The sequence below is a fragment of the Streptomyces sp. TLI_55 genome, assembly GCF_900206255.1.
In the GTDB taxonomy this organism is placed as follows: Bacteria; Actinomycetota; Actinomycetes; order Streptomycetales; family Streptomycetaceae; genus Streptomyces; species Streptomyces aquilus.
Genome location: NZ_OAOJ01000001.1, coordinates 2923956 through 2947379, shown reverse-complemented (window position 1 = coordinate 2947379; position 23424 = coordinate 2923956). Strand labels below are relative to the sequence as shown.

General features: G+C 71.3%; 19 protein-coding genes, 3 tRNA genes and 1 pseudogene. 7 read left to right on the top strand and 16 right to left on the bottom strand.

From position 1 onward, the window contains the following. Positions 1-144: 144 nt before the first annotated feature. Both CRP56_RS13725 and CRP56_RS13720 read right to left on the bottom strand, forming a co-directional pair. Positions 145-1584, bottom strand: coding sequence for a xylulokinase (locus CRP56_RS13725; protein ID WP_097263791.1), 1440 nt, complete (start codon positions 1582-1584; stop codon positions 145-147). 43 nt (positions 1585-1627) lie between these two features. After that, a complete protein-coding gene (locus CRP56_RS13720; protein ID WP_097263788.1) occupies positions 1628-1933 on the bottom strand; it encodes a hypothetical protein in 306 nt (101 codons plus the stop codon). Positions 1934-2092: 159 nt separating this feature from the next. On the opposite strand from CRP56_RS13720, the gene CRP56_RS13715 reads away from it, so the two are divergent. From CRP56_RS13715 to CRP56_RS13705, 3 genes are all read left to right on the top strand, one after another. Further along, positions 2093-2165: transfer RNA gene (locus tag CRP56_RS13715), tRNA-Asn, on the top strand. Between the two features lie 6 nt (positions 2166-2171). Next, positions 2172-2244, top strand: a tRNA-Asn gene (locus tag CRP56_RS13710). A 180-nt stretch (positions 2245-2424) separates the two neighbouring features. Next, positions 2425-2498 (top strand) — tRNA-Ile (locus CRP56_RS13705). 349 nt (positions 2499-2847) lie between these two features. Here the strand turns inward: CRP56_RS13705 and CRP56_RS48020 are convergent. The 5 genes and pseudogenes from CRP56_RS48020 to CRP56_RS47570 all read right to left on the bottom strand — a co-directional run. Beyond that, positions 2848-2961, bottom strand: a pseudogene (locus CRP56_RS48020) (PIN domain nuclease); the annotation flags it as partial. Between the two features lie 94 nt (positions 2962-3055). Beyond that, the gene (locus tag CRP56_RS13700) at positions 3056-3958 is read right to left on the bottom strand and encodes an alcohol dehydrogenase catalytic domain-containing protein (protein ID WP_097263785.1); all 903 of its coding nucleotides are present in this window, start codon (positions 3956-3958) and stop codon (positions 3056-3058) included. Between the two features lie 192 nt (positions 3959-4150). Then, complete coding sequence (locus CRP56_RS13695; RefSeq protein WP_097263781.1) at positions 4151-5203, bottom strand: SDR family oxidoreductase; 1053 nt, start codon at positions 5201-5203, stop codon at positions 4151-4153. 80 nt (positions 5204-5283) lie between these two features. Beyond that, entirely contained in the window at positions 5284-5874 is a 591-nt protein-coding gene (locus CRP56_RS13690; RefSeq protein WP_179851013.1) for a TetR/AcrR family transcriptional regulator, read from the bottom strand. A gap of 348 nt (positions 5875-6222) precedes the next feature. Further along, on the bottom strand, positions 6223-6468 hold the full coding sequence (locus CRP56_RS47570) for a hypothetical protein (RefSeq protein ID WP_179851012.1): 246 nt from the start codon (positions 6466-6468) through the stop codon (positions 6223-6225). 922 nt (positions 6469-7390) lie between these two features. On the opposite strand from CRP56_RS47570, the gene CRP56_RS13670 reads away from it, so the two are divergent. Both CRP56_RS13670 and CRP56_RS13665 read left to right on the top strand, forming a co-directional pair. Next, positions 7391-7600 (top strand): hypothetical protein, encoded by a 210-nt coding sequence (locus CRP56_RS13670; protein WP_097263776.1) that lies wholly within the window; start codon positions 7391-7393, stop codon positions 7598-7600. A gap of 1 nt (position 7601) precedes the next feature. Then, positions 7602-7850: a hypothetical protein gene (locus tag CRP56_RS13665; protein WP_097263773.1), complete on the top strand. Its 249-nt coding sequence runs from the start codon at positions 7602-7604 to the stop codon at positions 7848-7850. A gap of 47 nt (positions 7851-7897) precedes the next feature. Here the strand turns inward: CRP56_RS13665 and CRP56_RS13660 are convergent, their stop codons facing one another. Then, positions 7898-8749 carry an NAD(P)-dependent oxidoreductase gene (locus CRP56_RS13660; RefSeq protein ID WP_097263770.1) on the bottom strand — a complete coding sequence of 284 codons (852 nt, stop codon included), beginning with the start codon at positions 8747-8749 and terminating at the stop codon, positions 7898-7900. Positions 8750-8848: 99 nt separating this feature from the next. Between CRP56_RS13660 and CRP56_RS13655 the strand changes: the two genes are divergently transcribed. Then, positions 8849-9817: an expansin EXLX1 family cellulose-binding protein gene (locus tag CRP56_RS13655; RefSeq protein WP_097263766.1), complete on the top strand. Its 969-nt coding sequence runs from the start codon at positions 8849-8851 to the stop codon at positions 9815-9817. 2 nt (positions 9818-9819) lie between these two features. Here CRP56_RS13655 and CRP56_RS13650 read toward each other — a convergent pair whose 3' ends face one another. Beyond that, entirely contained in the window at positions 9820-12246 is a 2427-nt protein-coding gene (locus CRP56_RS13650) for a M4 family metallopeptidase (protein WP_373559644.1), read from the bottom strand. Between the two features lie 302 nt (positions 12247-12548). On the opposite strand from CRP56_RS13650, the gene CRP56_RS13645 reads away from it, so the two are divergent. Continuing rightward, positions 12549-13589, top strand: a complete 1041-nt coding sequence (locus tag CRP56_RS13645) for a sensor histidine kinase (protein WP_097263763.1) — start codon at positions 12549-12551, stop codon at positions 13587-13589. On the opposite strand, the gene CRP56_RS13640 is transcribed toward CRP56_RS13645, so the two are convergent. The 7 genes from CRP56_RS13640 to CRP56_RS13610 form a co-directional block, all read right to left on the bottom strand. Next, positions 13567-14967 carry a sensor histidine kinase gene (locus CRP56_RS13640; RefSeq protein WP_097263761.1) on the bottom strand — a complete coding sequence of 467 codons (1401 nt, stop codon included), beginning with the start codon at positions 14965-14967 and terminating at the stop codon, positions 13567-13569. The genes CRP56_RS13645 and CRP56_RS13640 overlap by 23 nt on opposite strands. A 9-nt stretch (positions 14968-14976) precedes the next feature. Continuing rightward, positions 14977-16014 (bottom strand): rod shape-determining protein, encoded by a 1038-nt coding sequence (locus CRP56_RS13635; RefSeq protein WP_097263758.1) that lies wholly within the window; start codon positions 16012-16014, stop codon positions 14977-14979. 177 nt (positions 16015-16191) lie between these two features. Further along, entirely contained in the window at positions 16192-18615 is a 2424-nt protein-coding gene (locus CRP56_RS13630; protein ID WP_097263756.1) for a hypothetical protein, read from the bottom strand. Next, positions 18576-20342 (bottom strand): SAV_2336 N-terminal domain-related protein, encoded by a 1767-nt coding sequence (locus tag CRP56_RS13625; protein ID WP_179851011.1) that lies wholly within the window; start codon positions 20340-20342, stop codon positions 18576-18578. The genes CRP56_RS13630 and CRP56_RS13625 overlap by 40 nt, the downstream gene beginning before the upstream one ends. Next, positions 20332-21351, bottom strand: a complete 1020-nt coding sequence (locus tag CRP56_RS13620) for an AAA family ATPase (protein WP_097263755.1) — start codon at positions 21349-21351, stop codon at positions 20332-20334. Before CRP56_RS13620 ends, CRP56_RS13625 begins: the two co-directional genes overlap by 11 nt. 9 nt (positions 21352-21360) lie before the next feature. Further along, entirely contained in the window at positions 21361-23046 is a 1686-nt protein-coding gene (locus tag CRP56_RS13615) for a VMAP-C domain-containing protein (protein ID WP_097263753.1), read from the bottom strand. Continuing rightward, positions 23043-23360: a CU044_2847 family protein gene (locus CRP56_RS13610; RefSeq protein WP_097263751.1), complete on the bottom strand. Its 318-nt coding sequence runs from the start codon at positions 23358-23360 to the stop codon at positions 23043-23045. The genes CRP56_RS13615 and CRP56_RS13610 overlap by 4 nt, the downstream gene beginning before the upstream one ends. Between the last annotated feature and the right edge of the window lie 64 nt (positions 23361-23424).

Sequence of the window (23424 nt, the reverse complement as noted above, 5' to 3'; positions counted from 1 at the left end):
CTACGTCTCTCGGAGTCGGCGACAGGGGCCGGAGGTGGTTGCCCCTGGCCCCTATCGTCGGACACTCCCCCCGCGTTACCTCAACCGATTAAGCCGACAGCAGTGCTCTTTACCGCCTTATGGGCGGAAGACGCCCTCGGACGGTCAGCCGCGGAAGGCGTTCGGATGTGTCTGCTCCCGCACCGACACGAACTGCTGCCGCACGGCCTGCCCCACCGCCAGCTCCTCGCCGGGCTCCAGGATCTGCGCGGCCGCCCCCTGCCAGGCCGGCGGGGTGCGCGGGTCGAGCGTGCCCTGCGACACGCCGAGCGCCCAGGCCGCCTGCCGGGCGGCCCCGATCGCCGCGTAGTCCGCGGGCTGCGGTACGACGACCTGGGCGCCGAAGATGGCCGGTGCCGCGGCCTGCACGGCCGACAGTTCGGCGGCGGCCCCCAGCAGGAAGACCCGCCGCACCTCCACGCCCCGCCCGCGCAGCACGTCGAGGGCGTCCGCGAGCCCGCACAGCATGCCCTCGAACGCGGCCCGCGCCAGATGCTCGGGCTTCATCGACTCCCGCCGCAGCCCGGCGAGCGTCCCGGCGGTGTGCGGCAGACTCGGCGTCCGCTCACCCTCCAGATAGGGCAGCAGCACGAGCCCGTGCGAGCCCGGCGTCGACTTCATCGCCAGCTCGGACAGGGCCTCCAGATCGGGCAGCCCGAGCAGCTCGGCGGTGCCGCGCAGGGTCCGTACGGCGTTCAGGGTGGTGACGACGGGCAGGTGCATGCCGGTCGCGTCGGCGAGGGAGGTGATCATCCCGGAGCTGTCGACGAGCGCCTCGGGGTGCACGGCCATGACGGACCCGGAGGCCCCGAGCGACACGACGGCGTCCCCGAGTCCGATCCCAAGGCCGAAGGCGGCGGCCATGGTCTCGCCGGTCCCGGCGGAGATCAGCAGCCCCTCCGGGGTCGTACCGGCCGCCTCCGAGGGGCCGATCACCTCGGGCAGCATGGCCTGGTGACCGAGCGCCAGCTCGACGAGGTCGGTGCGGTAGGCGCCGGTGGCGGCCGACCAGTAGCCGGTGCCGGAGGCGCCACCGCGGTCGGTGGTGCGGCGCACGGGCCGCCCGAGGAGCTGCCAGACGAGCCAGTCGTGGGCCTGGAGGAGGACCGCGGTGCGCAGGGCGGCGTCGGGTTCGTTCTTCACCAGCCAGCGCAGCTTGGTCACCGGCTGCGGCGCCTGCGGCACACAGCCCACGGCCTGCGCCCACGCCTCGCGCCCGCCGAGCGCGTCGATGAGATCGGCCGCCGCGACCTGGGCACGCTTGTCGCCGCCGACGAGGGCGGGGCGGACGGTGTTGCCCTGGGCGTCCAGCGGCACGACGGCGTTCTGCTGCGCGGACACGCCGATGGCCTGCACGCCTTCGAGCAGGCCACCGCCGGCCGCCTCACCGAGGGACAGCAGCCAGGCCTGGGGGTCGACGTCGGAGGGACGGCCCTCCACCGGGTGCGGGGCGTAGCCCTGCCTGAGCACGGCGCCCGTGTCCGCGTCGCAGACGACGATACGAGTGAAATCGGGCGCACTGTCCAGCCCGGCGACTATCCCCATGGCGAAAATTCTATGGGCCGGACGGCGTCACCCCGTCCGGCACTCAAGTGTTGCTGGTTCCCCAGTCGTCCTCGGCGGCGCCGTTGGTGTTGCGGTCCCGCAGGGAGCGGACCCGCTGGGCCACCGAGTCCGGCACCCGGTCTCCTACTTTGTCGCTCACCACGTGGTACGCCTTGCCCGCGAACTGGCGGCCCTGCTGGGCGGCCGACTCGGCGGTGTTGCGGACCGCGGGGTTCTGCGAGACCTGCCGCGCGGACTTCTTCAGCTGCTCGTAGCGCTCGCGCCCGGCACGCGTGCCCAGCACGTAACCCAGAGCCAGCCCGGCGACGAAAGTGAGCTTGTAGCGCATGGCTGCCACCCTTCCCTTTGCGTAGGTCTGCTGTGCGGCGTCGGTGCCGGGAGGAACCGATTGGCGGAGCACCCCCCTGCTTGCGCTAATGTATGTGTCGCAGCGGACGCCCGCCCCCTGGCGAATACCCAGGGAGGTACGTTCGATGCAACGAGGCATTCCTCCGTAGCTCAATTGGCAGAGCAGCCGGCTGTTAACCGGCAGGTTACTGGTTCGAGTCCAGTCGGGGGAGCTTCGATCTTCCGTAGCTCAATTGGCAGAGCAGCCGGCTGTTAACCGGCAGGTTACTGGTTCGAGTCCAGTCGGGAGAGCGTGTTGAACAAGGACCCCCGAAGGGGTCCTTTTTCATGTGATCACCCCTGCGCCGGGAACCGCGCAGGTCACAGCGGAGTCCTTCAGGGCATGCGAAGTCGACCATACGAAGCAGGAGATCGTATGAGCGGCTATGCTGCGGCAGACGGCGCGCACACATGTACGCGACACGCCGCTATGGGGCGGTAGCTCAGCCGGTTAGAGCAGCGGACTCATAATCCGTCGGCCGTGGGTTCGAGTCCCACCCGCCCCACTGTGCAGGCCTCTGACCTGCGGAAACGTCTCATCAGGGGTGCGGATCCAGGAGTTTGGGCCACGGGGCTGAATCCGCTGCTCGCGAGTTCAACTCTGTGGCCGTCAGTGTGCGTTGGGATCGCTTTGACCCGCGTAGACGTATCGGCCTGCGGCTGGAGGATGGCGTCGTGGGTGGGCTGTGTGGGCGCCTGGACGTCGAATTCTGGACGCTGGCTGGACGCGAGGATCCGGAAGTGGTGTCGCCCGGTGACCCCTGGGTGTCGGGAGACGGCCCAGGCCACAGCGGACTGACCGCCGGGCGGCCCGGGTCGGTCAGAAGCTTGGTGCCCGTCGGCACCGCGCGAGCTTTACTGCCTGAGGTCGATCATGCGGACCGGCTGCCCTGTCGTGCGGGCGATGGCTTCGAAGTCGCGGTCGTCGTGGAGCAGAGTGAGTCCCGCTTCTTCCGCGGCTGCGGCCACTGAACGACCAGAGGCCGACAGCACCAGTCCTCCACTGTCACCCCAGCTCAACCATCCGAAGCGAAACGGGGGAGGTCAATGCGTGGAATCGCGATCAGAGGGTCAGTACGACCCGCTCGTGCACCTGACCGCCTTCGAGTAGACGGTGCGCCTCGTTGGCGTCTTGCATGCGCATGGTTCTGTACTCCCGCAGCCTGAGCCGCCCCTGCGCCAACATGGACATGGTGTCCTTCAACGCGTGAGGAGCCCGCTTGGGACTGGGATGTGACAGTGTGACACCGAAGTCCGCCGCAGCGGGGTCGGACAAGGTGATCACCCGGTCGGCGGCTCCGGTCAACGCGATCGCGTCCGCCAGCATTCCCTTGCCAGAGGCGTCGAACGCGAAGCCGACAGCCCCGACACGCCTGACCGCGTCTACCAGCTCCGCGCCGTAGCGTACGGGCGTGGCACCCAGGGACGTGACCAGTGCGTCGTCCCGCTCGCCTACGGCACTCACCACTTTGATGCCCTGAGCGACAGCCAATTGGGTTGCGATCAAGCCGACAGCCCCGCCACCACCGAGCACCAGCAGTGTGTCGCCCGTCTTCACCGCCAGCTGTCGCAGAACCCCCGCTGCCGCCTCCGCCGAGGCCGGCAGAGAGGCTGCGGCCGCCCACGGGACGGAAGGTGGCTTTGCGACCCACATCGAGGCAACCGCATATTCAGCGTATCCACCAAGGTCGAAAAGCAGTGCCGATACTTCTTCGCCGATCTGCGTTCCGTTCACTCCGGGCCCGACTGCGTCGACAGTGCCAGCTACCTCGAAGCCGAGTACGGCGTTCCGCCGTAGCGAAAAGGCCTTGAGTCGGCCCGACCGCAGGGCGAGGTCGGTCGGGCCGACGCCCGCGGCTTTCACCTTCACCCTGATCTGCCCCTCGCCCGGCTGGGGAAGCGGGACATCAGTCCATCGCAGGACGTCAGGACCGCCGAAGTCGGTCAGCGTGATCGCTTTTGGCATGTTTCCTCCGTCGGGAAGTCCATGTTTCCGTGTAGTCCCGCTGGCTGTACACCAGGACGGTTGAAGCGGGAGAGCCCGGGCTGGTGGGGCGGCATCGGTGTGCACAGGCTTGTGCAAGCCCTCCGTTCACGCTCCGTCCCGAACTCCGCTTGACTGTGTCGAGCAGGCAAGAGCACAAATGCGCGCTCGCACCTATGCGGGATGCGCGGCGGGCAGAAGGCCGAGCTCCAGGAGGCTTTCGGCGGTGGCCACGACGGCTTCGTCGCTGCTGCGGGGGTTCCAGTGGAGGACGGTACGGGCCTTGTCGTTGCTGACGTGGCGGACCCTGCCGAGGTTGGACAGCACACCCTGCAGTGCCGGGTTGGCCTCGGCGGCCTTACGCACCGTCTCGTCCGGAAGCTCGGTGGTCGGGACGGCACTGGCCGCGTCGCCGAGGCGGTCGCGGATGGCGAGTGCGATCTGGTGCAGGGAGACGGCGTCGCCGGCGGCGGCGATGAAGCGTTCGCCGGCTGCCCTGGGGTCGGTCATGGCCTTGAGGTGCAGGTCGGCGACGTCCCGGACATCGACGACGGCGAAGTACAGGCGGGGTACGCCCGGCATGGCGCCGCTGAACAGGCCGATGATCATGTCGATCGAGGAGGAGTGGTCGCTGCCGACGACGGGGCCGAAGATGCCGACCGGGACGACGGTGGCGAGCTGGAGGCCGTTGCCCTCGCGCTCGACGAAGTCCCAGGCGGCTCGTTCGGCCAGCGCCTTGGACCTGATGTAGGCGGGGAGGTCGCCGTCCAGGTCGGTCCAGTCGTTCTCGGTGAAGGGCCGTTCGGTGGCGGCCCTGCCGTAGCCGACGGCGGCGAACGACGAGGTGGCCACCACGCGTTCGACGACTGCGTCGCGGGCGGCACGCAGCACGCGCAGCGTGCCTTCTCGGGCCGGGACGATCAGGTCGTCCTCGTGGTCGGGCTCGCCGCCTGGGAAGGGGGAGGCGATGTGCAGGACGTAGCGGCAGCCTGCCACCGCCTCGGCCCACCCCCCATCCGCGGTGAGGTCCGCCTCCACGAAAGTGAGCCGGTCACCCGCGTGCACGCCCATGGACTCCAAGTCCCTGCGAACCTGCGCCTCGCGGCTGAGGGTCCGCACCGTGGTGCGGACCTGGTAGCCCTTACCGAGCGCCTGGGCGATCACACGGCCGCCTAGGAATCCGGAGCCTCCAGTGACCAGGACGGTATCGGTCGAAGTGCTGCTCATGGCCAAGTTCCTTTGTCTTCTCGTCCTCGTACTGGCTGGCCCAGGGGGTGCCGGCCAGATGAGGAATGGGTCATCTGCGGCTAGCTGGTCAGCGCCGGCAACAGCAGGGCGTCCATGACCGCGATGAGCTGGTCGGCGTCCGCCTCGGTGCCGGTGAAGAGCTTCTCCACGAAGACGCTGCCCATCAGGAACATCTCGGAGTGCGCCAGGGCCGGATTGTCGGGACGGATCGTTCCGCGCTCGACGTGCCGGGCCAGGATCGTGCGCAGCGCGTCGAGGTAGGGGGCGAACAGGACATCCCTCAGGGCCTGGGCGAGGGCGGGGTCGGACACGACCGCCTGCCAGATTCCCAGCCTCGGGGCGCTCTCCGGGTGTGGTGCCGGCATCATGCGGGCCAGCGCCACCAGGTCATCGCGGAGGCTACCGGCGTCGATGTGCGGCAGGGGCGGATACTTGCGCGCCATCATCGCCGTGATCACGAGCTTGGGCTTGTTCTCCCATTGCCGGTACAGCGTGGCCGTGCTCGCTTTCGTCCGTCTGGCCACCTCGTCCACGGTCGCCTGCTCGTAGCCGACCTCGGCGACCAGGTCGAAGGTGACGTCGAGGATCTCGCGCTCGCGCTCCTCCGTCAGCCGCTTGCGCCGGTTGGATGCCGGTGCCTGCTTGCTCATCAGTGATTCCCGTCGTCCAAGTTGCCGGTCCATGACCGTCCATCTGGACAGCAAGGATCGAAAACGTGTTTTCGACAGTACGTTTTCGATAAGCGATTATCAAGTCTGCCGCGAAGGGGCGTCGGCGCGGCGGTATCGACGCCGCCTGGGAGGGCCGGGTGGTCGGCGGAAGCCTGACCGCGCTGCGTCGTCCGCCGAGGAGCCGGATACGGGGTGCGCACGACCCTGCGAGGTCCCGCCAGGCAAGCTTCAGGTACGAAGAGCGTCTGCGCTGTGAGCAGGGGTCATGCCTCGCGGGGACCCCGGGCCGTTGTGGATCTGCACACCGGGCAGGGCCGGCGCGAAGAGCTACACCTGCGACATCGCCAGCACGGACCTCCGGCCGGGCGACTGGGTGACCCAGGAGTTCACGGTGCGGATCGACCGGGTCGTCCCCGGCGCGCGGGGCGGCGTGCGGGTGGTGGAGAACCCCGCGTACCCCGATCGTGACGACGACGCGGCGAACGACACCGCGGCGATCGCGGTGAAGGCCACCGGCTCGGCGACGTCCAGCCCATCGCCCAGCGCCTCCGCGTCCCCGTCGGCCACGGCCACCGCGAGCCCGTCCGGCTCCGAGGCGGGAACCAGCAGCGGGGCGACGACCGGCGGCGGGCTCGCCGCCGGGCACGGACGGAGTCCTGCTGCGGGTGGGCACCGCCGTCCTGCTGGTGGCGGGCGGCGCGCTGGTGTTCCTGGTGGCACGGAGGTCGCGGCCGCTGACGTTGTGCCGCCCCGGCGCGGCACAACGTCAGCGGCCGATGAGGCAATCCGTCACCTCGCGAACCGCATTTCGTCAGTAGCCCTCGTTGCGGCGCAGGAGTAGATGTCGTCCCGCGTACTCGGAGGCCACCTGCCTTTGAGTCGTGGCGCGTTGGAAAGGAGGTCCGCTGCGCATGGTTTCGAGACCCTCTCCCCAGCTCGGGAGTGGGTCCTTGAACCGGGTGTGCGTGTACATGGGGGACGCCTTCTGGACGCTGGTTGGACACAAGGATCGGAAAAGACTGACAAGGGCCGAGAAGGACTGAGGCGCCAAACCGCGTCTGACCTGGGAAAACGGCCAAGATGAGCAATGATCGACAAGGGCCGCCGGGATCCTCGAAGGACTCATAATCCGTCGGCCGTGGGTTCGAGTCCCACCCGCCCCACCAGACACGCCTTTTGACCCGAGGAAACGTCACTTCAGCCTTCGCGGTGAGGTGCTCCTGGACCACGCGGGAGCGACGAAAGATGCCGTCGGGCATCGGGCATCGGGCACCGCATGTAGTGGGCGTCGAGCGCCGCCTTCAATCGTGCGCGGTCCTCTGCTGAGCGGGCGGAGTGGAGGACTTCGAGTTCCGTGAGGTCGCAGATCGCGACTTGGCAGTGCGCTGGGAAGCTATTGGTGATGTGAGTGCTCGTCATACGACCCCGTGTGTGGCCGATGTAAAGATCTGCTGTCCATCACCTTCACCAAGGTAAAGATCACGGGAGATCGTCCGTGCGCAGCAGATCACGGTTCGGCAGATCCGGCCGGGGATGGGTCCTCGTCCTGGCTGCCCTGTTCGGGGTGTTCGCCGTGCTGTATATCCTCGACGCGACATTCACCGGCTACAGCTGGTCGGCCGTCGGACAGCACCTCGGCCTCATGGCGGTGGTCCTGCTGATCGCCTCGGCGATCGTCCGGCCCAGGAGACGCCGGAGGCAGTGAGATGAAGATCAAGAGCATGAGGGACGAGAACGGCGGGAACCCCACTCACCGGATTCCCTTGGCGTTGGTCGCCCTCGTCCTCTACTCGCAAACCCTGGTGCACTTTGTGCGCACCGCCCTGTCCGACCGCACCGTCGACGGGCTGATCGGCGCCCTGGCCCGCATGATCATCGAAGCAGGCGTGACCACCGCACTCGTCATGGGCGTGGTCCTGTACAGGCGCAGGCGGGAGCGGCGGGCAGCCGGATGAGATGGGCGGGCTCCAGCCTGATGCCGCGCCATGGCTCTCGGACACACCTAGGGAGCACTACCTGGCGTGTGGAGGTGCGCGTACACGTCCTCCAAAGGCAGGTCGAGCTGGTCCTTGTCCTCGTTCCAGTGGCGCAGCACCCTCGCCGACGCCTCCGCCAGGTCCGGCGGCAGTCCAACGGCGTCCAGGGCGGCCGCGATCTCCGCCATCTCCGGCGCCCAGCGCCAGGCACGGGCGGCGACGCCGGGGAAGTGGTCGGTCTCGGCGAGGATGCGTGCCGTCAACGCCCGCCCCTCCTCGGCGAGTTCCTCGCCCACGCCGTGGCTCGTGGCGAGGGCGTGCGAGACGGCCGCCAGGACCCGCGCCGACTTCTGGAACGAGGCGTACGCCATCTTCAGCGCGGAGGCCGCGCCGATCCCGGCGTCCAGGGGGCGGACGACGACATCGGTGCCGTCGAACAGCGCGGCCGTCCTCGCCACCGCCTGCGCGTCGCCGCTCAGATAGAGGCGGGGGCCGCTGCCGCCCGCCGGCGGCCCGCCGATGATCGAGCCGTCGACCATCAGCGCGCCCCGCTCGGCGCAGGCCTTGCCGATGCGGGTCGCGCGGTCTGGGCTGATGGCGTTGGCCTCGACGTAGAGGCCCCGGAAGCCGTGCTCCAGGACCTCGTGGGCGACGTCCTCGGCGGCGTGCGGCGGGCAGATCGAGAGGACCAAGTCGCTGACGGAGAGGGCTGACGCGAGGGAGTCGGCCGCCTCCAGGCCTGCCTGGCGCGCCCGTTCCAGCGAGGCCGGGCCGCGGCCGGCCGGGACGTACAGGACACGCGCTCCGGTGCGGGTCGCCTGGCCGCCGACCGGGGCGCCCATCGCCCCCGGGTGCAGGAGCGTCACCGTTGTTCTCATTTTCCGCCTCCCGCACGGCAACCTTCTGGGATTCTGCGGCGACTGTACGTCGAAGGCCTCCGTCCCCGGAGCCCCACCCGACACACAAGGACTTCAGCCGTGGCACCTCCCTCCTCGCACCGCCGCCCCCGCAAGTCACGTGCTCTCCTCATCGCCGTCGCGGTGGGGGCCGTCGCGCTCATCGCCTCCGTGATCGTGGCGTTCCGGCCCGGTGGCGGCTCGGGGGACGCCGTGTCGGTGGCGGACGCCGGCCGTGCGGCGAGCGCCCGGTCCGACGCGGGGACGCCGTCCGCCACCCCGTCACCGACACCGAGCGGGTCGGCTTCCGCATCGGCGTCCGCCTCGGCCTCGGCTTCGGCTTCTGCTTCGGCGAGCAAGAAGGCCACCCCGAAGGCCACCGCCGCCAAGCAGCCCAAGGCCACGCCCAAAGCCCCTGCCGGCACGGGCTCGTTGGCGGGGCGGATCAGGCCCGGCGCCACCTACAGCGGAGTCGCCACCTTCTACGACGCCGGGAACGGCGACGGCGCCTGCACCTTCGGGCCGGCCGGCACCGTCATGACCGCCGCCATGAACACCGCCGACTACGAGGCGGCCAAGGCGTGCGGGGCGTACGTCCGGGTCCGGGCCGCGGGCGGCGCCTCGATCACCGTACGGATCACGAACGAGTGCCCCGCGCCCTGCCGGGTCGGTCAACTCGACCTCAGCGCCGAGGCGTTCGCGAAGCTCGCCGCGCCGGTCAAGGGCCAGATACCGATCACCTGGAGCCTGGTCAGCCCCAGCACGAGCCAGAAGCTCTCCGTCCGGTACAAGACCGGGTCCAGCCGCTACTGGTGCGGCATCCAGGTGCTCGGCCACCGGAATCCGGTGGCGCGGCTGGAGGTGCGTACCAGTGGCGGCTGGACCGTGTTGCCCCGCGCCTCGTACAACTACTTCCTCTCCGAGCACGGCGCCGGCTGCGGTGGGGCGATCCGCGTCACCGACATCTACGGGGAGCAGTTGACGGTGGACGGGATCGCCCTACGGCCGAACGTCGTCCAGGGGACGAGCGTGCAGTTCGCCCAGCACTGAGCTCAGCTCGTCGTCACCGCCGTGTCGTCGACGACGAAGCTCGTCTGGAGCGAGGAGTCCTCGACACCGGAGAACTTCAGCGTGACCGTCGTACCCGCGAAGGCCGACAGGCTGAACGACTTCTGGACGTACCCGGAGGCCGCGTTGAGGTTCGAGTACGTGGCCAGGGTGGTCGACCCGGCGGTGACCGTCAGCTTGTCGTACTGGGTGCTGGTGGTGGTCTCGGCCGTGTCGATGTGCAGATAGAAGGTGAACGTGGTGCCGGTGCAGCCGCTCGGGATCGTCACCGACTGGGAGAGCGTGTCGGTGTGGGTGGAGCCGTAGCCGTCCAGCCAGGCCTTGTAGGAGCCGGTGCGGGCGGCCTCGCCGGTGTCGTTGGTGATGACGCCGCTGGTGGCGGTCCAGGTGGTGTTGCCGGACTCGAAGCCCGCGTTGCCCAGCAGCTGGGTGGAGGTGCAACTGCCGCCGCCACCGCTGGAGTTGACGGTCCAGGTGAAGGAGGCGGTGCCGGTCGCACCGGTGCTGTCGGTGACGGTGACGGTCGGGCTGTACGTCCCCGCCGTGGTCGGGGTGCCGGAGATGACGCCGGTGGAGCTGTTGATCGACAGGCCGGTGGGCAGACCGGTCGCCGCGTACGTCAGCGAGCCGCTGTTGGTGCTGCTCGCGCTGATCTGCAGGCTCACCGCGGTGCCGACGGTCGAGGTCTGGCTGCCCGGGTTGGTGACCGTGACGCCGTTGGTCGGGACCGTGATGTGGCTGCCGACGTTGATGCCCGCGAAGGCGTTGCCGACCCCGGCGTACTGCGTGGAGCTGGTGCCGTAGAGGGCCGCGGCGGCGTTGAGGGCGGCGGTGCGGGCGCCCGCGTAGTTGGTGCTGGACGTCATGTACGTCGTCAGCGCCTTGTACCAGATCTGCAGGGCGGCGGCCCGGCCGATGCCGGCGACGGCGACCCCGTCGGAGGTCGGGCTGTTGTAGGTGACGCCGTTGATGGTCTTGCTGCCGCTGCCCTCGCTCAGCAGGTAGAACATGTGGTTCGCGGGGCCGGACGAGTAGTGCACGTCGAGGTTGCCGACACCCGAGTACCAACTGTCCGCCGACGAACCGTCCTTGCTCGGCTTGTCCATGTAACGCAGCGGCGTGCCGTCGCCGTTGATGTCGATCTTCTCGCCGATGAGGTAGTCGCCGACGTCGCTGGAGTTGTTGGCGTAGAACTCGACGCCGGTGCCGAATATGTCGGAGGTGGCTTCGTTCAAGCCCCCCGACTCCCCGGTGTAGTTGAGCCCCGCCGTGTTGGAGGTGACGCCGTGGCTCATCTCGTGCCCGGCCACGTCCAGCGAGGTCAGCGCGTGCGTGCCGCCCGAGCCGTCGCCGTACGTCATGCAGAAGCAGTCGTCGTCCCAGAAGGCGTTGACGTACGACGAGCTGTAGTGGACGCGGGAGTAGGCGGCCACGCCGTCGTTCTTGATGCCGCTGCGGCCGAAGGTGTTCTTGTAGAAGTCCCACGTGACCTGGGCGCCGTAGTGCGCGTCGACGCCCGCGGTCTGGGTGTTGGACCCGGACCCGGTGCCCCAGGTGTCGTCGGAGTCGGTCATCAGCGTGCCGGTGCCGGACGTGCCGTTGTTGAGGCTGTACGTCTTGTGGCCGCCGCGCGAGGTGTCGTACAGCTGGTACGTCGAACCGGACAGCGTGGTCCCGAGGGTGACCGTGCCGCTGTACTGGCTGTTGCCGGTGCCGGTCTCCACGCCCTCGAAGCGGGAGAGTTCGGCGCCGGTCGTGGCGTCCGTGACGACGTGCAGCTTGCTGGGCGTGCCGTCGTCCTGGAAGCCGGTGACGACCGTCTCCCAGGCGAGCTTCGGGGTGCCCTGGCCGGCCCAGATCACCTTGCGGGCGCTCTCGGCGGCGGGGCTGGTGGCGTCGAGCGCCTTGGCGGTCCGCAACGCCTTCGACTGGGCGGCGGACTTGCCGAACGTCGCCGTCGTCGACTTGACCGAGACGGTACGGCGGTTGTTGTTGAAGGTGGTGCTCACGGTGCCGGCGGCCCGTGCGGCCGGGGGCGTGTGCACGACCAGGTCGCCGCCGAGGACGGGGAGGCCGGCGTAGGTGCGCTCGTAACGAGTGTGCAGGGTGCCGTCGTTGTCCTTGACGACGTCCTTGACGACCAGCTTCTCCTTGGTGCCGAGGCCGAGGGTCCTGGCGGTCGCGCCCGTCTTCGCGTCGGCGGTCTTGATGAGCGCGGTGCGCTGGGCCGGGGAGAGCTTGGCCTCCTGGCCGCCGGTGCGCAGCGGGCTCGGGTGGGGGGAGGCGGGCGCGGCGGTCGCGGGGGCCGTCTGGACGCCGAGGGCCAGCAGGGCGGCGGTGGCCGCCAGGGCTCCGGCGGCGGTCGCCGGTCGGGTCTTCGTCCGGGTCGACTGTCTGGGGGTTCGTCTCACTCTTGCTCCTACTGCGACGGCCGCGCGCGGGCGGCCGATGACAGACCGGGCAGACGGATGTGCTGTCCGGGTCGGACTGAGCAGTGCAGGGCTGAGCAGTGCGGGGTGCGGTTCGGAAGGATGACAGGATTGACGCAGGCATGTCATGCGAAGGGCCGTCATTCGAGGGCCGTAGGGGAGCCGTCGAGGGTTAACCCTCTGCGAAGCTGTGCATTGCCTGTGCGGCCGTGGATCCGTTCGGTGGGGATTGACCGGCCCGGCGGTGGGTAAGCGCGGTTCGTTCAGGATCAGCAGGGAGCGGTATGAGCGGCAGGAGTGAGCCAGGAGCGCTCGACGGACAAGGACCGGGCGGCACGCCCAGCCCCTTCGTCCACCCCGCGCTGTTCTACCGCGACACCCGGGACTACCTCGACGGCACGCTCCGCTTCGTCCGCGAGGGGCTCGCCGCGGGGGAGCCGGTCGCCGTGGCGGTGCCCGGCCGGAACCTCCGCCTCATCAAGGAAGGGCTCGGCTCCGCGGCGAGCGCCGTACGCCTCCTCGACATGGAGCAGGCCGGTCGCAACCCCGGCCGGATCATCCCCGGCGTGCTGCGGGCCTTCGCCGACGCACAGCCGCCGGGACGCCGGGTGCGGATCATCGGCGAACCGATCTGGGCGGGCCGGACCGCCGCCGAGTACCCGGCCTGCGTCCAGCACGAGGCCCTGATCAACGCCGCCTTCGAAGGCCGTACGGCGACCATCCTGTGCCCGTACGACGTCCGGCGCCTCGACAAGCGGGTGCTCGCCGACGCCTACGCCACGCACCCCACGGTCATCGACGGCGGACGGACCTCGGACAGCGAGAAGTACGCGCCGGACATGATCGTCGCCCGCTACAACGAGCCGCTGCCCGAGGTGCCGGAGGCGTCCGGCGTGACCTTCCCCTTCGACGACGACTCGCTGCCCGAGGCCCGCCACCGCGCCGCCGCCGAGGGCACCCGCCTCGGCCTCACCCCGGCCCGCGTACAGGACCTGATGCTGGTCACGGCGGAGCTGACGACCAACAGCGTGGTGCACGGGGGTGGGCGTGGGGTGCTGCGGGTGTGGGGGGAGGACGGGGCGAACGGGTCTGAGGGAGCCGGCGGCGCGGTGGTGTGTGAGGTGCGGGACTCCGGAGTGCTCGTGGACCCTCTCGCGGGGCGCCGCCCGGCTCCGCTGAACCAGCGTGGCGGGCGTGGGCTGCTGCTGGTGAACCAGGTGGCCGACCTGGTCCGGATGCACACCGGTCGGGCGGGGACGACGGTGCGGTGCTGGTTCGGGCACGGGAGCAGACAGCCCGGGTTCACAGCGGTGCCTGCCAGGTGACCGTTGTCCCCGGGTCTCCGTGCCCCGTCTCCCCGTCGTCGTAGACCGTGAGCCGTACGCCGTCCCGTCCGTCGGGCAGGGTGGCCGTCGCGTCCACCGTCACCTCGATGCGGGAGACGCCGGCCCGGCGGGAGGCGGTGGCCAGGGCTCGGCGCAGTGCCGTGAGGAGTTGGGCGGCGGTCTGTTCGGGGACGCGGGTCTCCACGGGGCCGGTGAACTGGGTCGACGGGGTGAAGCCGAGTAGTGCCGCCGCGCCCGCCGTCTCTCGAAGTACCTTGCCGCGGAAGGTGGTCGGGGCGTCCGCGGGTGGTTGCTGGAGGGCGAAGATCGTCGTGCGGACCTCCTGGATCGTCGACTGGAGTTCGTCGACCGCCTTGGTCAGGGCTTCCTGTACGTCCTCCGCTCCGGGCCGGCGCTGGGTGGACTCCAGCATCATCCCCGTCGCGAACAACCGCTGGACCACCAGGTCGTGGAGGTCGCGGGCGATGCGGTCACGGTCCTCGAAGACGGCGAGGAGTTCGCGGCTGTGCTGGGCGTCCGCGAGGACGAGGGCCAGGGCGGCCTGGGAGGCGAACTGGACGGCCAGCAGGCGTTCCACGGAGGTGTACGGGCGGTCGCCGCGGCGGCGGGGGAGGGCCAGGGTGCCGATCAGCCGGCCGTCCGCCTGGAGGGGCAGCATCATGCTGGGGCCGAAGCGGTGGCGGACGTGCGTCGTCATCCGGGGATCGGTCGCCGAGTCGTCCACGAACACCGGCTCGCCGCCGAGGAGTTGCTTCAGGACCGGGCTGCCGGGGGCGATCGTGGTGCCGACGATGTCGCCCGGGTCGTCATACGTCGACGCCGTCACGATCTCCATGCCGCCCTCCTCGGTGGGCTGGAGGATGACCCCGGCGGACGCGTCGGCGAGGATGCGGGCGCGTTCGGCGACGGTCGTCAGGGCGTCGGCCGCGGGCCCCTCGCTCAGCAGCGCCGTCGTGACGGCCGCCGCGCCCTCGATCCAGCGTTCCCGCTGCCGCGCCGCCTCGTACAGCCGGGCATTGCCGATCGCGATGCCGGCCTGGGCGGCGAGGACGTGGAGGAGCTGTTCGTCCTCGGCGGTGAATGCCTTCTTCCCCGCGAGGTGCAGGGTGCCGAACGCCTCGTCCTGCACATGGATCGGCACGGTGAGCACGGCCGTCTCCGGGACCGCCGCGCCCGGCGTCCGGATCTCGATGAGGCCGTCCTGCCCCGGGTCGGCGGTCCCGAGCGCGGCGTACCGGGCGCCGGTGAGCTCGGCGGCCGCGTCCACGATGTGCTGGAGGGTGGTGCGCAGTTCGAGGTCGGTGCCGACGCTGAGGACGGCCTCCAGGAGGGGCGGGAGCGGGTCCTCGCCGGTCAACGGGGCGCCTCAGTCGGTGATCGGGTCCAGCGCCAGCGGCTCGATACGGCCTTCCAGCATCGCGCCCAGACCTTCGACCGCGCACACTTCCGGCCGCTCGGCGATGTGCACCGGCATGCCGGTCGCCTGGCGCAGCATCTGGTCGAAGCCGGGGAGCAGGGCGCTGCCGCCGACCATCATGATGCCGCGGTCGGCGAGGTCGGCCACGAGGTCCGGCGGGCAGTCCCGCAGCACCTTGCCGATGCCGTCGAGGACGGCGGTGAGCGGGGTCTGGATCGCGTCGCGGACGGCGGCGGTGTCGACCTGCACGGAGCGGGCGAGACCGGTGGCGACGTCACGGCCGTGGATCTCGGTGGAGGCGGGGCCGGACGCGGTGAGGCCGTTGCCGGACAGGGCGAGCTGCAGCGGTCGTACGGACTGGCTCGGCAGCATCAGCTCGTGCTGGTGGCGCAGGTGCTGCACGATCGCGTGGTCCACGGCCTCGCCGCCGACCGGGATGCGGACGGCGTTCACGATCGAGCCGAGGGAGAGCACGGCGACCTGGGTGGCGGCCGCGCCGCAGACCAGCACCATGGTCGCCTCGGGCCGCTCCACGGGCAGCCCGCAGCCCACGGCCGCGGCGATGAGGGTGTCCACCAGCTCCACGCGGCGGGCGCCGAGGCCGACCAGGGTCTCGATGGCGGCGCGCTGGGCGAGCGGGTCCGCGTCGTGCGGGGTGCAGGCGGCGGCGCGCAGGATCGGCTTGCGGCGCAGCGAGCGGCGGACCTTGTCGCCGAGCAGGTGCCGCAGCATGCGCTGCGCCATCTCGATGTCGACGACCGTGCCGCCGGAGACGGGCCGCACGACCCGGATGTAGTCGGGGGTACGGCCCGTCATCTTCTCCGCGAAGTCGCCGACCGCGATCAGCGCGCCGGTGCGGGTGTTGACGGCGGCGACGGACGGCTGGTCGACGACGAGCCCGGCGCCCTTCACGTACACCCGCGTCCTCGCCGCGCCCAGGTCGACGGCGAAGTGGCAGCGGCGCAGCTGCTCCAGACTGGCGGTCATGGCAGGTCCTCCCGAGAGCACAGACCGGGGGGCCGCGCCGGGCGGCGGGCCTCACTGGCATCGTGTGGGGGCGGGGGGTGGGACGCCTGTTGGAGGGGGCTGTGTGGGGCGCGGCTGAATGGGGGGTTTTGCGGCTTATACCCCATGTAAGCGTCGCGTAAGGATTCTGACGGCGGGTCACAGGGCGCGGGCGGCGTCGAGGAGGGGCTCCAGGGAGGCGAGGGGCCTCGCGTGTCCCGTCTCCAGGAGGCGCCGGGCCGTGGCGGGGATGTCGGCGAAGGCGATGAAGGGCAGGCCGAGGCGGGAGGCGGCGTACAGCTCCGCGATGGAGGAGCTGATCAGCAGGCCTGCGTCGGTGGCGGTGCGGGCGAGGGCGCGGAGCAGACAGTCGGGGTTCGGCATCAGCAGGGTGAGGTCTTCGCTGCGGCCGTGGACGCCGGTCAGGGGGAGGCCGTGGTGGGACACCACGCGCTGGGCGGCCTGCTCGCAGACGTCCGTCACCACCTCCACCCGGTGGCCGGACTCGGTCAGGGCGCGGATGAGGGCGTGGGCGTCGGGGGTGGGGTGTGTTTGGGGGACGGCGCGCAGTTCGAGGTCGTCGAGCCGCCTGCGCAGCGTCGGGCCGACCGAGGTGGTCGCGAAGGCGCGCAGCACCTCCAAGGGGTGTGCGGGAGTGTTGAGGGCGGAGGGGAGGGGGTGCCCTTGCAGCGCCTCCTCGGGGTCACGGTTCTCGACCGCCAGTGAGATCAGCTCCAGGGCGGAGGCGCGGGCGGACTTCGTCGTGAACAGGCGGGTGAGGGGGCCGTCGAGGCCGATCAGGACGGCCTCGGTGGCGCGGAGGCGTGCGGCGAGGGGGTCGTCGGATGGGGGGCGGCGGGTCTGCGGGGTGGCGGGCGCGGATTCCGGTACCCGGAGCAGCCGTACCGAGCAGCTGACGGAGAGTCCGGGTACGGGCCACTCGCGCAGGACGGCGTGCAGGGACTGTTGGCTCGGGGCGGGGCGGCGCCGACGAGTGACGCGGCTGGCTTCCTTGAGAACGTGGTCGAGGAGGACCTCGGAGACGTTGCTGATCTCGCTGAGGAGGAAGGCCATCGGGTCGGCGACATGCCAGGACAGGTCGATCTCGGCGGGGAAGCCACGGCGGCCGGAGCTGGGGAGGGTGACCTGGTGGGTGGCCCGGTGGATGGTGAGGTCGACCTCGTAGTACCTGGTGGTGGTGGCGGGAGGGGTGAGGGTAAGAGGGCCGTCGGAGGGGGCGAAGACGAGGGCGGTACGGGCCGGGTCCCGGACGAGTTCGTGGGCGACCCAGGTGGTGAAGGGGCCGCGCACCAGGTCGCGGGGGTCGTCCTCCGGCTCCGCCGAGGGGAGGTGCAGGGGGCAGTACCAGGCGACGGGTTCGGGATCCGTGCCCCTCCACAGCGGTTCGAAGCGGCCCGCGTCCGGGGCGGCGGAGCTGGCGGCGTACTCCGCGTACAGGCGGGGCGGGATCACGACGGTGACGCCCGCGTCCTGTTGCTCCAGGAGTTCCAGTGCGTCCGGGGGCGCGGGGGTAAGGGCCTTCCAGAACGTCACCCTGACCCGCGGGGCGTCGGGCAGCGCGTCGATCTCCTCGGGCAGGCCGCGCAGTACGGCGACCAGAAGGGGGAGCAGATAGACGTCGGGCTCGGTATGGATCACGTACCCGTTGTCCCGGTCCATGATCCCGTAGTCATGGGGCTGGAGGCTGCCGCGAGCCAGCAGGCCGTTCACCGTCTGGCCGAGGGCTGCGTGGGCGTGGGGGTCGTCGGCGCCCAGGATCTCGAACGTGACGTCGAGCGGGGCGGTGTAGTCCAGGAGGGCGTGGTGCAGCTGCTCGATGCGGGCGCGAGTGGCCCGGGCGGCGGGGCCGGGAACATCGGCGAGCGGTTCGCCGTACCAGGGGGGCAAGGCGCGTTGGGCGTCGGGCTGCGAGAGGTTGGCGGCCAGGACGTCCTCGCAGACGAGAACGTCGACCGTGACGTCCGCCGGGTGCAGCGCGTAGCCGTCCGGGAGTTCGGCGAGGGTGCCGGGGCCGAGGCGATTGCGCAGCTCTCGGGCGAGGTTGCGGAGGGTCTCCGAGGCGTTCTGCGGCGGCTCGTCCCAGATGCCTCGCGCGAGTTCGGCGCTGCTCATGCGACGGCCCCGTTCGAGGAGCAGCATGCACAGCATGGCCTGCGCCTCCGGGGACCGGATCGGGCCACGGTTGAGGCGCAGCGGGCCGAGCATGCCGACGCGCAGGGGCTCGGAGTATGGGCTGCGGCGGGCGGCCAAGTCGTCCAGAAGGACGTGGAACGCGTGCGAGTCGTTCTGCGCGCTGTGTCGCACCGACTGCTCGCCCAGGGTGAACCGGCTGATCACGGCCGTACCGTCAGGCCGCATCAACACCCCGCCCCAGCTCTGCTCGCCCCGCACCAGGTTGTGCTCGCGCAGCGCCGCCAGCCCGGATGCCACCCCCTGTCGTACCCGCTCGAGCACGCCTGTGGACACCCCGGGCCCGCTGCCCCTCTCCAACTCGGCAACCGTCACCCCGTTCACCGACTCGGTCACGAGATAGGGCCGGGTGCCCTCCACCCCGTAGTCCACGACCGGAACCACATTCGGATGCCGTAGGCCGGCCAAGGTTTCCGCCTGCGCGAGGAAGATCTCTGCCCCCGGCGGTTGCTCGGCGTACTCAGAGACGACCACCCCCTTCCCGTCCCGCACATCCACCGCCTCCCACGCCTGCGCCCCTCGCACCCCGACCACCCGATACCGCCCCCCGAACACCACCCCCTCCTCCTCGGCCCCACCCCCAGCCGCCGCACTGTCTCCTCACTGACCGTCGCGAACGCCGACCCCCCGTCCCCGGCCTCCGCCCGGAACTCGCCCGCCGCCAGCCCGGCCCGTTCGTCGATCAACCCGCCCACCCGCGCGAGGAATTCACGCGTCCGGCCACGAGCCGTGCGAGGCAGGGTCCGCTGCAACAGGTCCCGCACTCCCGGCCGGAACTCGTACGACCCCGGCGGCCCCGGAACAGTCGTCAGCATGCCGCTGAGGATCACCTCGGCCAGATGCTGCGGGCGAGGCTGACGGTCCAGCACTCGCTGTACGAGCCGCATGACCGGCAGAGAGGGCACCGCCAGCGACAGATGGCCCGCCAGGCGGAACGCCTCCGGGGACGCGGTGGAGCGGAAGTGCAGGACCAGGTCGCGGGGTGGCAGTGACGCGATGTCGGAGGATGAAGGCTCCGCCGGTGCCGCCGGGCTTCCGCCCAGCCACGCCGCCGCTCCCGGCACCCGCCCTCCGCCCGGATCGGCCACCAAGCAGGCCCAGTTGGCGAGCCAAGTCGGCCCCGGTTCGAGAACGGGCAGGGGCAGCGCGCTCGGCTTCGGCGGTGGGGGTGCGGTGTCGGGGGCGTACGGGATGAAGGTGAGGAGCGACGAAGGGGCCGCCGGGGACGGGGCGGTCAGCAGACCCGGCGTGGCGGGCAACGCCGTGGTGTGCCAGAGGAGTTCGGGCAGTGGCTGTACGACCGCCAGCGGCATCCCGTGCGCCCAGCGGCGCAGCGTGCGGTACCAGCGGTCGCCCGCCGGGCCGGGTCGCCACTGCGGGCCCATGCAGTCGCTGACGACTAGCGTGACCGTACGGCCGTCCGCCGCCACCGGCACTCCGTGGGCGCGGCCGTCCTGGGTCGCCCGGTGCAGGGTGACCGTGCGGAAGACGCCCGACTGGGCCAGGATCGTGTGGAGTTCGCGGACCAAGGGACGCCAGATCGGCATCGTGGGGCCCGCGTCGTACACCAGGTTCAGGTGCAGCCAGCGGTCCGGGGCGGGACGGAGGACCGGCAGCCAGACGTCCGCGTGTGCGCCCAGGCGTGCGATGCGGTCGGCGGTGGACGCCTCGTCGAGGATCTTGCGGCGGGGGGACGGGACCCGCCGTTTCAGGGGGCGCAACGCCCGTTGCAGGGAGAGCGGGTGGTGCAGCATCGGCGGTGCGGGGGCGAGGAGGGGGCGGCTTGCCGGGGCGGATCGCGGGGGTGGGAGCCGTAGGGGGACACGGTTGTCTTCGGCCTCCGGGGAGCGTGGGGACTCCGGCAGAGGGGCCGGCGGCGGCTCCGTGGGCGCGTCCGTCTGTGCTTGTGGGGTCTTCCTCGCCGGAGTGGCCGTGATGGTCCGGTCGGCGACCTCGTGATCCTCTCCGTGCCCCAACCTCAGCGCCAACCACAGCAGTTCGGCCAGTTCGCGCGTCGTCGGCCCGTCCTCGGCGGGCGATGCCTCGCCGAGGATGCGGGTCAGCCGGGCCAGTGGTCCCCCGGCTTCCTCAGAAGCCATCGCCGTCCGCCGTCGCGCTCAGGTACGGCATCAGCTGTTCGGCGAGCGCGTCCCGGGAGTCCGCGTCCAGGCCCGCCACGCCCGTGAGGTAGATCGCGTTCAGGAGCTGGTCCGTGGCGAGTTCGCCGCTGTTCGCGCGGTCCAGGAACGTCTTGATCAGGGTCTGCATCCGGTCGTCCGGGGCGCCGAGATGGGCGCGGACGATGTCCGTGAGCTGCTCGCGGCCCGGGCGGCGGAGTTTCAGGCGGACGCAGCGGCGCAGGAAGGCCGGCGGGAACTCGCGTTCGCCGTTGCTGGTGAGGACGACGAAGGGGAACGCGCGGCAGCGGACCCGGCCGCGGTGCACTGTCACCGGGGTGTCCGTGCCGTCCGCGAGGACCTCGGCCGTGGCGTCGGGGGCGTAGCGGGCCGCGCGGACCAGTTCGGGGATCTCGAACTGGCCCTCCTCCAGGACGTTCAGCAGGTCGTTCGGCAGGTCGAGGTCGCTCTTGTCCATCTCGTCGACCAGGAGGGTGCGGGGACGGGCGTAGGGGAGCAGGGCCGTGCCCAGGGGGCCCAGGCGCAGATGGTCCTCGACGCCGCCGTGGGCGCGGGGGCCGCCGCCGGGGCGGGCCGCGTAGAGGCGGGAGAGCGGGTCGTACTGGTAGAGGCCGTCGGCGAGGGTGCTGCGGCTGGTGATGTTCCAGCGCAGGACCGGGCCGAGGCGCAGCTCGCGCGCCACCGCGTAGGCCAGCGAGGACTTGCCGGTGCCGGGCGGGCCCGTGACCAGCAGCGGGCGGCGCAGACACAGGGCCGCGTTGACGAGCTGGATGCTCTCGGGCGTGGCCACGTAGGTGCGGGCGCGGTGCACGCGGTCCGGGGAGACGGCCGCCTCGTCGTCGTCCTCGGCGGGCGGCGGCAGCGCCGGGCCGCCGTCGAAGGCCCGCCACGGCGGCGGCGCGGGCAGGCCGGTGATGCCGTCGTGCGGCTCGCTGTCGCCGGTGTAGACGGACCAGTTCGACTTCGGCATCGGCAGTCCTCACGCTACGGGGGTGTGTACATGGGCCGCGCCCTCGTGCCGGTCCTTGAAGCAGCGCGGGTCGTCCCACAGCAGCTGGATGTCCCGCGCCCAGTGGTCGTCCCGGGAGTCCGCCTCGTCACGCAATGCCAGGACGTGGCGCGGGAGTTCGGCGGGCGGGATGTGCCGTACGTGGGTGTCGAGCGCGTCGAGGAACGCCGCGCCGGGGCAGGCGTCACGGCATCCGTCGGTCCCGGTTCCCGTGCCGCCGCAGCCGCGGCGGGACCAGACGATCACCGGGGCGGGCGCGGTGAGCGAGTTCTTGAAGTGCTCGCGGGTGAGCGCGGCGTCCGGGACGGCGGCGAAGCCGGTCAGGCAGGTGCCGTTCCGGCGCAGGGCGATACGGAGTTCGCCCGGCTTCTCCGGGGAGTCGCAGGTGACGCGGTGGACCTGGCCGGTGCTGGCGCCGAGCCGGTTCCAGGAGCGGGTCAGGACGTGCCGGGTGCCGCGGCCGCGACGGGTGTGGTCGGTGACGACGACCGGGTAGGCGCAACCGAGCGGGGCGTCGCCGGGCGCGCACGCCCAGCGGTCCACCGGCCAGTCCAGCCAGTCCCGGGGGAGCGAGAAGGCGATCAACTCGTCGCCGCCCGGGGTGAGATGACTGAACGCCGCGTCGATCCGGTCCTGGAGATAACCGTGCAGGCCCGCCAGCGGAACGGTGTCGGAGGCGACCGGATGCCGGCGTTCCCCGCTGTACACCGACACCTCCACCTGGACGTGGTCCTCGCCGGCGCCGCTGTGCCGGAGCTCGACGAGGATCGGCTCCCAGGCCGGAGCTGTACCGGTCAGCACGGGAGCGGGCGGGTGCAGCAGGGCGTCCAGCCGGTCGGCGAAGCGGGTCACCGTGTCCGGGTCGTCCAACTCGGCCTGTACGAACAGGGCCGCCGACCACAGCGAGTCGAAGCCGCCCCGCGGCGGATCGGGGTCGAGGTCGCCTGCCGCGTCGGCGTACAGCCGTACCGGATCACAGACCAGTCCGGTCCGTACGGCCTTCTCCACCAGCCTTCTCAGCCGGCGCCGGGCTGCGAGCGGGCGGCCCGTCGGCGGGACCAGGCCCTCCAACTCGGCGCAGTGGCGGGCGAACACGTCGGTCGGCAGCATCCGGCCGGTGCGGATGTCCCGTGCGCCGGCCGCCGCCGTGACCATGCCGACGACCTCGCCGGTCTCCACGAGCACCACGGCCGCCCCGCTGAACCCCGCGACCAGCGGCTGCCCATGGCCGCTCCACGCCTCCAACTGGATCCACTCACCGCCGACCCGGACCGGCCCCGTGGTGCGGTACTCGGCGAGCTGGCCCTCGTCGTAGCCCCTCGGGAATCCGTACGCGATGAGCTTGCGGTCGCCGTGCGCGCTGTCCGCCGGGGCGAGGGCGGCCGGCGTGATCGACACCTCCGCCGCCAGCTCCAGTACGGCGAGATCGCCCAGGTCGCTGGGGTGCCCGCCCCAGGCGCCGCGCGCCACCACCCGGGCCGGGACCGGCGCGGAGCCGGGGAGCTGCGGGAAGGACACGGTGACCGCGGCCCGGCCCCCGTTCTCCTCCGGGACCACGTGCGCGCAGGTCAGCACCCGGTCGTGGGTCACCAGGAACCCCGCCCCGGCGATCTGGCCCGCGCACTCGATGCGGGCCTGCCACGCGGCTCCGGTCATGAACGTGAGGGGGACCAGGTCAGCTTGACCACGAGATGGCCCTCGGCCGACCCCTTCGCGATGATCGCGCCCGTCTCGGCGGCCAGCTTCACCCCGAACTCGATCTCCACACCGTCCGGTTGGAGCGCGCCCTCGCGGAACACCCGGAGCGCCGCCTCGGCCGCCGAGCGGACCCCGTCGAGCGCGGCCTCGAACGTGCGGGCCGCCTGGACGGTCCCGTCCCGCGAGACCAGGCGCGAACCCGCCCCGTCGTCGGCGGCCTCCACGGCGACCACCGCACCGTCACCGGTCTTGAACTCGATCACGCCATCCATGACGCCCCCGTCGTGTGCTGTACCGAGCCGTTCCCATTGTCCGGGACGACGGCACGCGTTGTCC

Bases quoted from the DNA above. Each gene is read 5' to 3' on its own strand.
- CRP56_RS13690 (WP_179851013.1), bottom strand. From the start codon at position 5,874: ATGAGCAAGCAGGCACCGGCATCCAACCGGCGCAAGCGGCTGACGGAG.
- CRP56_RS13635 (WP_097263758.1), bottom strand. From the start codon at position 16,014: ATGACCGCCAGTCTGGAGCAGCTGCGCCGCTGCCACTTCGCCGTCGAC.
- CRP56_RS13620 (WP_097263755.1), bottom strand. From the start codon at position 21,351: ATGCCGAAGTCGAACTGGTCCGTCTACACCGGCGACAGCGAGCCGCAC.
- CRP56_RS13625 (WP_179851011.1), bottom strand. From the start codon at position 20,342: ATGGCTTCTGAGGAAGCCGGGGGACCACTGGCCCGGCTGACCCGCATC.
- CRP56_RS13700 (WP_097263785.1), bottom strand. From the start codon at position 3,958: ATGCCAAAAGCGATCACGCTGACCGACTTCGGCGGTCCTGACGTCCTG.
- CRP56_RS13695 (WP_097263781.1), bottom strand. From the start codon at position 5,203: ATGAGCAGCACTTCGACCGATACCGTCCTGGTCACTGGAGGCTCCGGA.
- CRP56_RS13660 (WP_097263770.1), bottom strand. From the start codon at position 8,749: ATGAGAACAACGGTGACGCTCCTGCACCCGGGGGCGATGGGCGCCCCG.
- CRP56_RS13720 (WP_097263788.1), bottom strand. From the start codon at position 1,933: ATGCGCTACAAGCTCACTTTCGTCGCCGGGCTGGCTCTGGGTTACGTG.
- CRP56_RS13665 (WP_097263773.1), top strand. From the start codon at position 7,602: ATGAAGATCAAGAGCATGAGGGACGAGAACGGCGGGAACCCCACTCAC.
- CRP56_RS13725 (WP_097263791.1), bottom strand. From the start codon at position 1,584: ATGGGGATAGTCGCCGGGCTGGACAGTGCGCCCGATTTCACTCGTATC.
- CRP56_RS13645 (WP_097263763.1), top strand. From the start codon at position 12,549: ATGAGCGGCAGGAGTGAGCCAGGAGCGCTCGACGGACAAGGACCGGGC.
- CRP56_RS13615 (WP_097263753.1), bottom strand. From the start codon at position 23,046: ATGACCGGAGCCGCGTGGCAGGCCCGCATCGAGTGCGCGGGCCAGATC.
- CRP56_RS13610 (WP_097263751.1), bottom strand. From the start codon at position 23,360: ATGGATGGCGTGATCGAGTTCAAGACCGGTGACGGTGCGGTGGTCGCC.